This is a genomic window from Kitasatospora sp. NPDC057692 (assembly GCF_042799475.1).
Lineage (GTDB): Bacteria > Actinomycetota > Actinomycetes > Streptomycetales > Streptomycetaceae > Kitasatospora.
This window is the reverse complement of the sequence record NZ_JBHVIV010000002.1, coordinates 222,985-235,979: the sequence shown is the minus strand read 5'-3', so window position 1 is coordinate 235,979 and position 12,995 is coordinate 222,985. Positions and strand designations below refer to the sequence as shown.

Sequence of the window (12,995 nt, the reverse complement as noted above, 5' to 3'; positions counted from 1 at the left end):
GGGGTCGCACCCCCGCCCCCCGCCCCGGCCGTCGGCCGTTCCACGCCCTCAGCGCCGCCGCACCGGCCGGCTGAGCGCCACGGCCAGGACCGCGACGGCGGCCAGCGCCAGCAGCACCGAGCGCCCGCCCATCGCCGGTCCGGCCAGGTGGACGCCGAGCACCGGCAGCGCCGTGCCGAGCGCCGTCCCGAGGCTGCGGGCCATGTTGACCATGCCGCCGCCGACCGCCGAGCACTCGGCCGGTATCGCCCGCATCACCAGGGCGTTGTTGGCGGGCAGCAGCAGGCCCAGCCCGCCGCCGGCCACCAGCAGCGGGAGCGCCGGCCACAGCGCGGGGGCGCCCGCGGCGGGCAGCAGCACGCAGCCCAGCAGTCCGGCCCCGGCGAGGGCCGCGCCGAAGCGGCAGCGGGCGACGTCCGACCAGCCGCGCGGCAGCAGCCCGCCGCCGACCGTCGCGGCCACCGCGAACGCGGCCGGCAGCAGGGTGATCACCAGACCGGCCCGCGCGGTCGGCAGGCCCGCCTCGGCGAGCAGCACCGGCCCGAGCACCAGCGGGCAGAACAGCAGCAGGTAGCCGATCAGCGAGACGGCCAGCCCGGGGCGCACCCCCGGGGTGTTGACCAGGCCGGGGGCGAGGATCGGCCGGGTGGCGCGGCGCTCCTGGCGGACCAGGCCGAGCCCGCACAGCACCGCGGCGAGCAGCAGGGCGGCGACGGCCCAGCCGGGCAGCGGCAGGCCGGAGGCGGCGGAGAGGGCGAGCAGCAGCGCGGTGGTGGAGCCGGCGAGCAGCAGCAGGCCGGCCAGGTCGAAGTGCCCGCCGTCCCCCAGGCGGGTCCGGGCGGTCCGGGCGGTGCCGCGCGGCCGGGGGACAGGGCGGGGCAGCTCGCGCGGCACCGGACCGGCGTCCGGGTGGCGGGTCCGGGGCAGCAGGAACCAGCCGGCCAGCACGCCCACCAGGGCGACCGGCACATTGATCCAGAACACCCAGCGCCAGGAGGCGTGCTCGACCAGCAGTCCGCCGAGGCTGGGCCCGAGCGCCAGGCCGAGGCCCTGGGCCGCGGCCTGGATGCCGAGCGCCCGGCGCATCGCGTGCTCGGACACGCCGCGGGCGACCAGGGCCACGCTGTTGGCCTGCATCATGGCGCCGCCGACGGCCTGGACGGCGCGCAGGGCGATCAGGGTGCCGAGGCCGTCGGCGAACCCGGCGCCGAGCGAGGCGAGGCCGAAGACGACGAACCCGCCGATGTACATGGTCTTGCGCCCGACCAGGTCGGAGAGCCGGCCGATCGGCGCGAGCAGCGCCACCAGGACCAGCAGGTAGGCGAGGGCGACCCACTCGACGGCGGCGAAGCCGGTGTCGAAGTGGCGCTGGAGCGCCGGGTAGGCGAGGGCGGTGATGCTGGCGGTCAGCTGACCGAGGAAGGCCCCCAGGCAGACGGTGCCGACGGCGAGCCAGTGGGCGTGCCGCCAGCCGGCTATGCCGCGCGGCCGGGGACGTTCGGTGAGCAGACCGGTGGTGAGCCGGGTGGTGAGGGTCGACGCCGCGTTCATACGGCGAAATATATCGGATACAGATATGTTCTCTCTACGATCTGATCGGCATGCGATCGGACCGTTACTCGGCGGGGCCGGTCGTCCCCGACCGGTCCCCGGCGTTCGGGCGGCGTCCGACCCAGGCGCTACGCTGTCGGCCATGCCGTCGTCACCGTCTGTTCCCGAACCCGCCGCCGAGCCGCAGGCCGTGGAGCCGGCGGCGATCGAGCGCGCCCGGCGGCTCACCGACGCGGTCACCCGGCTCCGCCGGGCGCTGCGCAGCAGCATCCGCACCGACTACCCGTGGGAGTCCCTGCCGATGGCGCAGGTCGAACTCCTCCAGACGCTGGCCGCCGCCCCGCTGCGGGTCGGCGAACTGGCCGCCCGGCAGCGGCTCGCCCCCAACACCGTCAGCGGCCTGGTCGGCAAGCTGCTGGACGCCGGGTTCGTCGACCGCCAGACCGATCCCGGGGACCGCCGCACCGCGCGGATCGCGCTCACCCCGGCCGGGCGGAGCCAGCTCGACGACTGGCAGCGGGCCCACGAGCGCCGGATCGCCTCGGCGCTCGACACCCTCTCCCCCACCGACCGCGACGCCGTGATGCACGCGCTGCCGGCCCTGGAGAACCTGGCCCGCGCGCTTGCCGGGCCCGCGGGCGGCTGAGCCCGCGGACGGCCGGCCCGGGCGTCCGCCCCGGCAGAACCGTCCGGCCCGGCGGGGTGCTGTCCGGCCGGGAAAACCCGGTACCGGACCGGGCCCGCTCCGGTTACCGTCCCGCCATGGACCCCGCGCTGCTCCGCCTCGAACCCTGGACCGACGCCGACCTCGCCCTGCTGCGGCTGGTCAACACCCCGGAGATGCGCGCGCACGTCGGCGGCCCGGAGGACGAGGAGCGGATGCTCGTCCGGCACCGGCGCTACCTGGACTTCGTCCCCTCCGGCCTCGGCTGCATGTACCGCGTCGTCCTGGAGCCGGAAGGGGTGGCGGTCGGCACCGTCGGCTACGCCGAGCGCGACCGGCAGGGCGGCACGGTCTACGAGATGGGCTGGAACGTCCTGCCGCCGTACCAGGGCCGGGGAATCGCCCCGGTCGCGGCGCGGGCCGCCGTGGAGGCCGCCGCCCGCACCGGCCGCGACCGGTACCTGCACGCCTTCCCCTCGGTCGGCAATCCGGCCTCCAACGCCGTCTGCCGCCGGGCCGGCTTCACCCTGCTGGGCGAGACCGACTTCGAGTTCCCGCCCGGCCGCTGGATGCGCAGCAACGACTGGCGGGTGGACCTGCGGGCGCTCCCGGCCGGCTGACCGGGAGCGCCCCCGGGCCCGCGGAGCCGCGCGGCACCGGACCGTTCGGAACGGAGCGACGCAGAACGGAGCGGCTCAGAACAGCGAGGTGCCGCGCTCCAGGTCGAGCAGCCAGCGCTTGCGGTCCACCCCGGCGGCGAAGCCGGTGAGGGCGCCGTTGGCGCCGAGGACGCGGTGGCAGGGGCGGACGATCAGCAGCGGATTGGCGCCGACCGCCCCGCCCACCGCCCGCACCGCGCGCGGGGACTCGCCGGCCAGGTCGGCGAGCTGTCCGTAGGTGACGGTCCCGCCGTAGGGGATCTTGTCGAGGACGTCCCAGATCCGGCGGCGGAACTCGGTGCCGACCGGGGCGAGCGGCAGGTCGAAGGCGGTGCGCTCGCCGGCGAAGTACTCGGTGAGCTGGGTGACCGGCTCGGCGAGCGCCTCGGGGTCGTGCACCCAGTCGTCGGCGGGCTCGGCGAGCGCGTACCGCTGGCCGGGGGCGGTGACGGCGGCCAGCGCGGCCGGGCCGCCGCCCTCCGGGACGACGCCGCTGAGCAGCAGCCGGCCGAACGGGCTCTCCATGAAGGTGAAGACGGTGGTGCTCATGCTGCGGTGTTCTCCGTTCCGGTGCTGGGGTCTGCGGCCGCGCCCGCCCAGAGGCGGTGCACGGCGTACGAGCGCCAGGGGGCCCAGGCCTCGGCCGCGAGGGCGGCGGACTTCGGGTCCCCCGGGGCGCCGAGCCGGAGCAGTCCGTGCTTGACGCCGATGTCGCTCGGGAGGAAGACGTCGGGGTCGGCGAGGGCGCGCATCCGCAGGTAGCCGACGGTCCACGGGCCGATGCCGGGCAGGGCGAGCAGCCGGGCGGCCGCCTCGGCCCGGTCGACGCCGCCGTCGAGCCGGACGACGCCCTCGGCGAGGGCGGCGCACAGACCGGTGAGGGCGCGGCGGCGGGCGGCCGGCATCGCGAAGTCCTCCGGGTCGGCGGTCGCCAGGGCGGCGGCGGTCGGGAAGAGCAGCCGCAGTCCGCCGTTGGCCTCGGGCAGCGCGGTGCCGTACTTCTCGGCGAGCCGGCCGGCCAGGGTGCGGGCCGCGCCGACGGTGATCTGCTGGCCGAGGACGGCGCGCACGGCGAGCTCGTGCGGGTCGACGTGGCCCGGCGAGCGCAGTCCGGGGCGGGCCCGGACGAGCGGGCCGAGCAGCGGGTCGGCGCCGAGCTGCTCGTCGACCGCGACCGGGTCGGCGTCCAGGTCGAACAGGCCGCGCAGCCGCTGGACGGAGGTCGGCAGGTCGCGCAGGTCGGTCAGCAGCAGCCGGCAGTCCAGCCAGCCGCGGGTGGCCGGATCCCCGGGGGCGAGGCCGTCCACCTCGGCGATGCCGTGGCCGTACGGGAGGGCGAGGGTGCGGCGGTAGGTGCGCACGCCGGGGCGCGGCCCGGGCACGACCTCCTCCACGCCGGGAACGGCGCGCAGGGCGAGGAAGTCGATCAGGTGGTCGCTGTCCAGGGCTCCCCGGTAGGCGAGCCGCAGGGCGAGGCCGCCGGCCGGGGTCGCGGTGCGGCGCCCGGCGGCGACCTCGGCGCGCAGCCCGCTGGGGGTGCGGTCGTAGACCTCGCGGACGGTGTCGTTGAACTGCCGCACCGAGGCGAAGCCGGCGGCGAAGGCGATGTCGGTGACCGGCAGCTCGGTGGTCTGCAGCAGCAGCCGGGCGGTCTGGGCGCGGCGGGCGCGGGCGAGCGCGATCGGGCCGGCGCCGAGTTCGGCGGTGAGCTGGCGCTGGAGCTGGCGGGAGCTGTAGCCGAGGCGGTGGGCCAGGCCCGCCACACCCTCGCGGTCCACGACGCCGTCGCCGATCAGCCGCATGGCCCGGCCGACCAGGTCGGCCCGGTGGTTCCACTCGGGCGAGCCGGGGACGGAGTCCGGGCGGCAGCGGCGGCAGGCCCGGAAGCCGGCGCTCTGCGCGGCGGCGGCGCTGGGGTAGAAGGTGCAGTTGACGCGCTTCGGGGTCACGGCCGGGCAGCTCGGCCGGCAGTAGATGCCGGTCGAGGTGACGGCCGTGAAGAAGACGCCGTCGAAGCGGGCGTCCCGGCTGTCCACGGCGCGGTACCGGATGTCGTCGTCGATCACGCTGTCCAGTCTGCGGCACCCGGCGGTGCTCGACTGGCGGGAATCGGACATGGGCGTCCCGGGCCGGCCGGGTGGAAAACCGCGCGCCCGGGCGGCCTCCCGCCGGATAGCCTGCGCAGGACCCCGCCCCGGCGACACCCCAGGAGTACACGTGTCCGAGCAGCCCTACACCGGTGCGGACGACCCGGAGGTCGCCGCGCTGCGGGTCGAGGAGTTCGCCTTCCCCGGACCGCTGCGGGACCTGCTGGTGGGCGCCGTGCTGTCCGGCGCCAAGACCAGCACCACCGGCCTGCTGACCGAGTACGAGCGGGCGGGCGAGCCGCTGCCGGCGGTCGGCACCCGCGGGGCGGTGGTCGACTCGGCCGGGCGGATCGTCGCGGTGACCGAGACCACCGAGGTCCGGGTCGTCCCGCTCGGCGAGGTCGACCTGCGGCACGCCCTGGACGAGGGCGAGGGGTACGCCTCGGTCGCCGAGTGGCGGGCCGGGCACGAGCGGTTCTGGCACGGCGCGGAGCTGCGCGCCGCGCTCGGCGACCCGGCCTTCACCGTCGACGACACCACCGCCGTCGTCCTGGAACGGTTCCGGCTGGTGGCCGACCTCCGCTGACGCACCGGCCGGCCGGCGGCGGGGGAGGGACGTCCCCTCCTCCGCCGCCGCCGGACGGCCGGGTGTCACCGCTTCAGGGGCCCTCCCGCCGCGCGCATCGTCTTGGTGATGGTCTTCCACTTCCTCAACCGCTCCGAGGCGAGCCGGGCGTTCGAGCGGGAGGCGATCCAGTCGTTCTCCCGCTGGAGCTTGCGGTAGCTCTCCATCCGGCGCTCCGGCAGCGAGCCGTCCGCGAGCGCCGCCAGCACCGCGCAGCCGGGCTCGCTGTCGTGGTTGCAGTCGTGGAAGCGGCACTGCTCGGCCAGTTCCTCGATGTCGGCGAAGGCGAGTGCCACGCCCTCGCCACCGTAGAGGCCGACCTCGCGCAGACCGGGGGTGTCGATCAGCACCCCGCCGCCGGGCAGCGGGACGAGTTCGCGGGTGGTCGTGGTGTGCCGGCCCTTCTGGTCGCCGGAGCGGGCCGCCTGGACGGCCATCACGTCGATCCCGGCGAGCACATTGGTCAGGGTGGACTTGCCGACGCCGGACTGCCCGAGCACGGCGGTGGTGCCGGGCGTGCAGGCGCGCAGCACGTCGATCCCCTCGCCGGTCTCGGCGCTGACCACCAGGACGGTGACGCCGGGCGCGGCGGCCTCGACGTCGGCCCGGATGAAGTCGGCGTCGTCGACCAGGTCGGCCTTGGTGAGCACGACCACCGGTTCGGCGCCGGACTCCCAGGCGAGGGCGAGGAAGCGCTCGATCCGCCCGAGGTCGGGCTCGGCGGCGAGCGAGGCGGCGACCACCACGGTGTCGACGTTGGCGGCGAGCACCTGGCCGTCGGAGCGCTTGCCCGCGACCTTGCGGATGATCGCGGTGGAGCGCGGCAGCAGGGCCGCGACCGCGGGCATGGGCAGGCCGGCCGAGAGGTCGACGGCGGCCCAGTCCCCGGTGCACGGGCAGTTGATCATGTCGGCGTCGCCGACCTGCCGGGTGTCGGCCCGGACGGTGCGCAGCTCGCCGGTGTCGGGATCGGCGAACACGGCGTCGCACTGGCCGCGGTCGACCCGGACGATCCGGGCGGCGACCAGTCCGGCCTCGGCGAGCGGCGCGAACAGCTCGTCGAGCTCGGCCGTCCAGCCGTAGCCGGCCAGCGGGGGGACGGCGCCCGAGGAGTTGTCGGGGGAAAGCGGGGAGGAAGACGGAACGGAGGCAGCGTTGAACAACGCAGTGGGCCCTTCGGGAGGAAAGTGATCCCGCCGGGCTGCTGCGGCTGCGTGCGCGAGGGGCTACGTCAGCCGGCGGCCGGCAGGGAGAGGTGGACGCGGGCGCTGCCCAGGGCAGCCGTCATGACAGTCGTGGCCACGGGACTCACCTCCTGCTTCTTCTCGACGAACCGACACCCGTTCCCTCGGGAAGGGATTACGCGACACCATAGCCCCACCCCGGAGCCCGGCACCACCGATTAAATCCGGAGCCCCGCCGAGCCGCGCTCAGGTGCCGTACTGGCGTATCCGAGCCGGTGTGAGGCCGGTCAGACGGCTCAGTTCCCTCGTCATGTGGGGCTGGTCGGCGTAGCCGGCGGTGAGGGCGATGTCGACCATCGTGGACGGGGTGCCGGGGCTCGCCGGGGCCGGGGCGTCGCGCAGCAGGGTCAGGGCCCGGGCCAGCCGGAGGACGCCCTGGAGGGTCTTCGGGCTGTAGCCGACGGCGCCCACGAAGCGGCGGCGGAGCTGGCGCTCGGAGATGCCGAAGTCCGCCGCGAGCGCGGCGACCGGGCGCTCGCGGCGGGAGGCGAGCGCGCTCACCGCGCCGCGGACGACGGCGTCGGCGGGCGCGAAGTCGGCGAGGCGGCGGACGACGGTCCGCTCCATGACCTGGGCGATCTCCCGGGGGCGGCCGGCCTCGGCGAGGCGCTCGCCCAGCTCGCGGGCCTCCTGGACGCCCCACAGTTCGGCCAGATCGAGTTCCTGGTCCCGCCACTCCCCCATCGGGTGGTCGCCGAAGAGCGGGCGGGCCTCGCCCGGTCTGAAGCGGATGCCGACGATGAAGGAGTCGGCGGGCAGGGACTCCATCCGCCAGGCCGTGTCCGGGCCGGCCACGCAGAGCCGGCCGTCGCGCCACAGGAGGTCGGTGCACCCGTCCGGCAGCACCCGGTGGGCGAGCGCCCGGCCGCCGGGCATCACCTCCTGGCACCACACGCTGTGGACGTGCGCGGCGAGCTCCGGGACGGCGGCCCGCTCACGGTAACGAGATGCAGTCATGGGTCACTTCACAAGGTCGGGAGCCAGGACGTACTCGATCGTCCAGAGTAACGGCCTGGCTCCCCCAGGGACGGCTCGTTGATCGAGATCAGGCCGTCGGGACGGCCTCGATGATCCGCAGGCCGCCGTCGCCCACCGGGATGCCCCGTCGGATGGTGAAGCCCGCCTCCTCCGCGAGGGCGCGGTAGTCCGACTCGGGCCGGTCCTGCCCGCCGACGAGCACGGTGAGCAGGAGCCCGCGGAAGAGCGCCTCCTGGTCCGAGTCCTCGTCCACGACCCCCTCGATGACCAGCAGCACCGAGTCGGGGCGCATGGCCTCCCGGATGCGCCGCAGGATGCGGACGATGGTGGCGTCGTCCCAGTCGTGCAGGGCCCGCTTGATCGTGTAGACGTCCGCGCCCGCCGGGACCTCCTCGAAGAAGTCGCCCGCGACCGTCTCGTACCGTCCCTCGACGTCCGCCTTCCCGAGCAGTTCCCGGGCGAGCGGCACGATCTCGGGGCGCTCCAGGAGCGTGCCGCGCACCTCGGGGTGGGCGGTCAGGACCGCGGCGAGGAGGCTGCCGAGGCCGCCCGCGACGTCGACGACGTGGCGCGCGGACGAGAAGTCGTAGGCCCGGGCGATGTCGGCGCTCTCCTCCAGGGAGACGGCGCTCATCGCCGCGTTGAAGCGCTGCTTGGCGTCGGGGTCGGTCTTGGTGAGCTCCCAGAAGGACACCCCGCCGTTGGCGACCTCGAAGGAGGAGGTACCGGTGCGGACGGAGTGCAGCAGCTCGCCCCAGGCGGCCCAGTGCCAGCCGGCGGCCATGAACCGGGCGTCGGTGGACTCGGCGTTGCCGGGGGTGGAGACCAGCACGGCGGAGAGCGGCGACTGGGCGTACGTCCGCCCGTCGGGCAGCCGCCGGAAGACGCCGAAGGTGGTCAGCACCCGCAGCAGGCGCCCCAGGGTGGGGGCGTGGGTGTCGGTCGCGGCGGCGAGCTCGTCGACCGTGCGCTCGCCCTCCGCGAGCAGGTCCGGGAGGCCGAGCTCGGTGGCGACGTGGATGGCGCGGGAGCGCCACGCGCCCTGGAGCAGCGCCACCATCTCCTTGTTGACCGTCCTGTCCACGGGACCAACGTGCTCCGTCATCTGCGTCTCCACGGTCGTCGGGGCGGGGTGCGGAACGGGGCCGTGCTGCGGAGCTGCCGGTGTCACCGGATCGCCTGGGCGAACCGGAAGAACCGCTCGGAGTCGTAGCTGCGCTTGACCTGGGAGAGCCTGGCGTAGTTCTCGGCGTAGTAGGCCGACTGCCAGCCGTCGAGCAGGGGGTCGATGAAGTTCTGGTACCCCTCGCCGTTCGAGTACGGGTCGACGGCGTCGAACGCGCTGGTGACCCAGGCCCGGGCGGCGCTGCGGTCCTCCTCGGTGGCGGTGGGAGAGCCGAGTCCGACGACGTTGGCCACGTACAGCTCGGTCGTGCGGTGCACGAAGGCCGTCGCGTCGCGCGGCAGGTCGTTGGCGGCGCCGCCGAGCGCGAAGATGCTGATGTAGCGGAACTGCCCGGCGCGCGGCGAGGCCGTGAAGGTGTCGAGCATCTTGCGGATGCCCTCGGCCGGGATCGCGCGGGAGACCATGCGGTTGCGGTCCAGCGAGTACGTCTGGCGCGGGAGCTGGCTCTCCGGCAGGTAGCCGATCCGGTGGCACTGGCTGGTGTCGAGGTCCTGGCAGCCGTACCACTGCATCATCGCCTGCCGGAAGGGCTTCTCGGCGACGGCGCTGGTGGTGGGCTGGGTGCCGACGGCCGCGACGAGCGCGGCGAGCTGCTGGTCGAAGGCGGCCCGGTTCCCGGCGAAGCCGCCGTAGATGAGGACGTCGGGGCGGCCGGTGCCGGCGTCGACCCACTGGATGCCGAGGGCGCCGCCGAGGTCGCGCGAACCGCCGATCATCCAGTGCTGCCAGGCGTCGATGACCGTGGCGGCCTGCTCCCAGGGCCAGGTGAGGTTGTAGTTCACCATCGTGGGGATCTTGACGGGCCGCAGCTCGAAGCGGGTGACGACGCCGAAGTTGCCGCCGCCGCCCCCGCGCAGCGCCCAGAACAGGTCGGGGTGCTCGTACTCGGAGGCGCGCACGAGGCGGCCGTCGGCGAGGACGACGTCGGCGGAGACCAGCCGGTCGGTGGCGACGCCCGCGCGGCGGGTCAGCCAGCCGATGCCGCCGCCCTGGAGGAAGCCGCCGGGGCAGACGGTCGGGCAGAGACCGCTGGGGAGGGCGAGGCCGTAGGCGTCGACGGCGGCCAGGGCGTCCACCTGCTGGGCGCCGGGGCCGAGCGTGACGGTGGAGGCGCCGACGGTGGTCCGGTTCAGCCGGGACACGTCGAGGATCAGGCCCTCGTTGGTGGAGTAGCCGCCGTAGCTGTGGCCGCCGCTGCGGGGCACGGTGTGCAGGTCGTGCCAGTGCGCGAAGCTCAGCACCTTCCGGACGTCGGCCGGCGTCTCGCAGAAGGCGACGGCCTGCGGGCGCAGATGGTCGTACTGGATGAAGTGCGACTGGCGGGCCTTGTCGTACCCGGCGTCGCCGGGGAGGATGACGTCGCCCTGGAGCGCGGAGCGTAACCGGTCCCAGTCGCCACGCGGCTTCGCGACCGCCGGACCGGCGGCGGTGAGGGCGGCGGCAGCGGCACCTGCCAGCAGGACGGACCTACGACGGAGCATGGTGTTCCTTTCTCGGGGTCCGGACCCGGGCGGCTGCCCAGGTCCGGCGGGAGGAGGGGTGTCTGCCGTCCGGCCGTCGGCCTCCGGGTCAGAGGCGTTCGCCGACCGGGACGGGGCCGGGGGCGGTGCCCGCGCCGAAGGGCGCGCCGCCCAGGCGCTCGCGGTGGTGCGCGGTCAGCCAGCCGCGCACGTCGGGCCCCGCGGCGATCACCCGGGTCGGGTTGATCGCCGCGTGCACGTAGTAGTAGTGGGTGCGGATGTGGCCGAAGTGCGTCGTGTCGCCGAAGCCGGGGGTCTGGAAGAGGTCGCGGGCGTAGGCCCACAGCGCCGGGTACTCGGACAGCTTGCGGACGTTGCACTTGAAGTGGCCGTGGTAGACGGCGTCGAAGCGCACGAGCGTGGGGAAGAGCCGGATGTCGGCCTCGGTGAGGGCGTCGCCCAGCAGGTAGCGGCGGTCGGTGAGGCGTTCCTCCAGCGCGTCGAGACGGCCGAAGACCGCGCCGACCGCCGCGTCGTAGTGCTGCTGGTCGGGGGCGAAACCGGCCCGGTACACGGCGTTGTTGAGGTCCTGGTAGATCTCCTCGCACAGCGTGTCGATCTCGTCGCGCTGGGCCTCGGGATAGAGCTCGGGGGCGCCGGGCCGGGCCAGCGGGGCCCATTCGGCGCCCAGGTCGAGGGTGAGGCGGTCGAAGTCGTTGGTCACCAGGTGGCCGGTCTCGGCGTCGACGAGCGCGGGCACGCTGACCCCGCCGGCGTAGTGCGGGTCGCGGGCGAGGTAGGCCTCCCGCAGCGCGTGGATGCCGAGCACCGGGTCCTTGCCCCCGGGGCTGCCCGTCGCCTCGCTGAACACCCAGTGGTCCTCGCCGGCGATGACCTCCTGGAGGGGGTCGGTGACGGCGAGCGAGATGGCGTCCTCCAGGCCCATGAGCCGACGGACGATGACGGCCCGGTGCGCCCACGGGCAGGCGCGGTTGATGACGAGGCGGTAGCGGCCCGGCACGGCCTCGCGGCCGAAGCGGCCGTCCGCGGTCACCCGGTCGGTGAAGGCCGCGGGGGCCCGCCGCAGTTCCTCGGTGGGAGGGGAGTCGGAGCTCACGCGTGCGGACCCTTCGTCGTCGGCGGGATGTTGTGGTTGTAGCGGAACATGTTCCCCGGGTCGTACGCGGCCTTGGCGGCGACCAGCCGTTCGTACGCCTCCGGTGTGTAGGCCTGGCGGACGTCCTCGGGGTCGGTGTGCGCCACGCCCGCCATGAAGTTGAGGGTGCGGGTGCCGTTGTTCCACGGCCGGAAGGTCTCGACGACCAGGTCGTGCCCGTCGAGGACGGCCTGGTCCTCGCCGATGCCGAGGACGCCGGCCGAGTACAGCTGGAAGGCGGCGGAGGTGTGCGCGACGGCGTTGGGCACCCGGGGCGGCCGGGACAGGGCGCCGCCCATGTGGCGGATCTCGATGCCGATGGCGCTCTTCGTGCCGGGGCCGACCAGGGAGAGGATCGCCTCGACCGTGTCGTGGTCGAGCCGGGTCAGCTGGAAGGTGTTGATGTGGTACGAGCCGGGCGTGGGCGGGTCGTTGTGGATCGTGCCCACGTCGGTGTACGGGATGTCGGCGAGGGTGTCCAGGAGCGGGGCGGCGACCGCGCGCAGCGGCGCGACGAGCCGGGCGCCCTCCTCCTCCGGGCCGAGGTAGGACAGTCGCAGGTGGAGGGCGAAACGGCCGCGGATCTCCTCGGGGACCTCCGGGACGTCCGGCCAGTCGAGCATGAAGAAGGAGGAGCTGAACTCGTCCGGCAGCTCCTCGATCCAGGTGCGGTAGAAGTGCAGCACCTCGCGGACGGACTCGGCCGGGAAGAACAGCCCGCCGCCGTAGAGCCGCCGGACCGGGACGAGTTCGGCCTCCAGGGCGGTGACGACGCCGAAGTTCCCCTTGCCGCCGCGCAGCGCCCAGAACAGCTCGGGGTTCTCGTCCTCGGTGGCGGTGCGCGCCTCGCCGTCGGCGGTGACGACCTCGATCCGCCGGACGCGGTCGGCGGCGTAGCCGTAGCGCCGGGAGAGCAGGCCGATACCGCCGCCGAGCGTGTAAGAGACGGCGCCGACGAACGGCGCGGAGCCGTTCAGCGGTGCGAGGCCGTGCCGGGCGGCCTCCGGGATCACGTCCTGCCACAGCGTGCCGGCCTCGATGCGGACGGTGCTCCGCTCGGGGTCGACGTGACAGCCGTTCATTCTGCGGGTCGAGAGGAGCAGGGCCCCGTCGTCGGCGCCGAGGGACGCCCCGTGCCCGGTGGCCTGGACGGCGACGCCCAGACCGTGGTCGCGGGCGAAGCGGACGGCGGCGGCGACGTCGTCCGCGTGGACGGCTCCGACGATGACGGCCGGGTGGTGGACGACGGAGCGGTCGAAGCCCAGGGCCTCGTCGTCGTAGCCGGGGTCACCGGGCAGGAGGACCGGGCCGCGGACGGTCTCGGCCAGGGCCCGGACCGCCTCGGGAGGAAGGTCCGCCGGACGGGTCTGCTCACTCACGTGTGG

At 74.9% G+C, this 12,995-nt stretch carries 12 protein-coding genes; 3 read left to right on the top strand and 9 right to left on the bottom strand.

Translation table 11 applies throughout. The features are described 5' to 3' along the window. Positions 1-48: 48 nt before the first annotated feature. Positions 49-1,551, bottom strand: a complete 1,503-nt coding sequence (locus ACFVFS_RS02200; RefSeq protein ID WP_380619115.1) for an MFS transporter — start codon at positions 1,549-1,551, stop codon at positions 49-51. 142 nt (positions 1,552-1,693) lie between these two features. On the opposite strand from ACFVFS_RS02200, the gene ACFVFS_RS02195 reads away from it, so the two are divergent. Together ACFVFS_RS02195 and ACFVFS_RS02190 are read left to right on the top strand one after the other, a co-directional pair. Continuing rightward, positions 1,694-2,197 (top strand): MarR family winged helix-turn-helix transcriptional regulator, encoded by a 504-nt coding sequence (locus tag ACFVFS_RS02195; RefSeq protein ID WP_380619113.1) that lies wholly within the window; start codon positions 1,694-1,696, stop codon positions 2,195-2,197. Between the two features lie 116 nt (positions 2,198-2,313). After that, positions 2,314-2,835 carry a GNAT family N-acetyltransferase gene (locus tag ACFVFS_RS02190; RefSeq protein ID WP_380619111.1) on the top strand — a complete coding sequence of 174 codons (522 nt, stop codon included), beginning with the start codon at positions 2,314-2,316 and terminating at the stop codon, positions 2,833-2,835. 75 nt (positions 2,836-2,910) lie between these two features. Here ACFVFS_RS02190 and ACFVFS_RS02185 read toward each other — a convergent pair whose 3' ends face one another. Together ACFVFS_RS02185 and ACFVFS_RS02180 are read right to left on the bottom strand one after the other, a co-directional pair. Then, positions 2,911-3,423: a methylated-DNA--[protein]-cysteine S-methyltransferase gene (locus tag ACFVFS_RS02185; protein ID WP_380619109.1), complete on the bottom strand. Its 513-nt coding sequence runs from the start codon at positions 3,421-3,423 to the stop codon at positions 2,911-2,913. Beyond that, a complete protein-coding gene (locus ACFVFS_RS02180) occupies positions 3,420-4,991 on the bottom strand; it encodes a DNA-3-methyladenine glycosylase 2 family protein (RefSeq protein ID WP_380619107.1) in 1,572 nt (523 codons plus the stop codon). Before ACFVFS_RS02180 ends, ACFVFS_RS02185 begins: the two co-directional genes overlap by 4 nt. Positions 4,992-5,091: 100 nt before the next feature. Here ACFVFS_RS02180 and ACFVFS_RS02175 point away from each other — a divergent pair, with 100 nt between their 5' ends. Beyond that, positions 5,092-5,547: an ASCH domain-containing protein gene (locus ACFVFS_RS02175; protein ID WP_380619105.1), complete on the top strand. Its 456-nt coding sequence runs from the start codon at positions 5,092-5,094 to the stop codon at positions 5,545-5,547. A gap of 65 nt (positions 5,548-5,612) precedes the next feature. On the opposite strand, the gene rsgA is transcribed toward ACFVFS_RS02175, so the two are convergent. From rsgA to ACFVFS_RS02145, 6 genes are all read right to left on the bottom strand, one after another. Then, a complete protein-coding gene (gene rsgA / locus ACFVFS_RS02170; RefSeq protein ID WP_380619103.1) occupies positions 5,613-6,749 on the bottom strand; it encodes a ribosome small subunit-dependent GTPase A in 1,137 nt (378 codons plus the stop codon). Between the two features lie 267 nt (positions 6,750-7,016). Then, positions 7,017-7,787 carry a DUF6597 domain-containing transcriptional factor gene (locus ACFVFS_RS02165; protein ID WP_380619101.1) on the bottom strand — a complete coding sequence of 257 codons (771 nt, stop codon included), beginning with the start codon at positions 7,785-7,787 and terminating at the stop codon, positions 7,017-7,019. 88 nt (positions 7,788-7,875) lie between these two features. After that, complete coding sequence (locus ACFVFS_RS02160; protein WP_380619099.1) at positions 7,876-8,913, bottom strand: methyltransferase; 1,038 nt, start codon at positions 8,911-8,913, stop codon at positions 7,876-7,878. Positions 8,914-8,975: 62 nt separating this feature from the next. Beyond that, positions 8,976-10,475: an FAD-binding oxidoreductase gene (locus ACFVFS_RS02155; RefSeq protein WP_380619097.1), complete on the bottom strand. Its 1,500-nt coding sequence runs from the start codon at positions 10,473-10,475 to the stop codon at positions 8,976-8,978. A gap of 88 nt (positions 10,476-10,563) precedes the next feature. After that, the gene (locus ACFVFS_RS02150) at positions 10,564-11,571 is read right to left on the bottom strand and encodes a glutathione S-transferase family protein (protein WP_380619095.1); all 1,008 of its coding nucleotides are present in this window, start codon (positions 11,569-11,571) and stop codon (positions 10,564-10,566) included. After that, positions 11,568-12,989 (bottom strand): FAD-binding oxidoreductase, encoded by a 1,422-nt coding sequence (locus tag ACFVFS_RS02145; protein WP_380619093.1) that lies wholly within the window; start codon positions 12,987-12,989, stop codon positions 11,568-11,570. Before ACFVFS_RS02145 ends, ACFVFS_RS02150 begins: the two co-directional genes overlap by 4 nt. Positions 12,990-12,995: the final 6 nt, after the last annotated feature.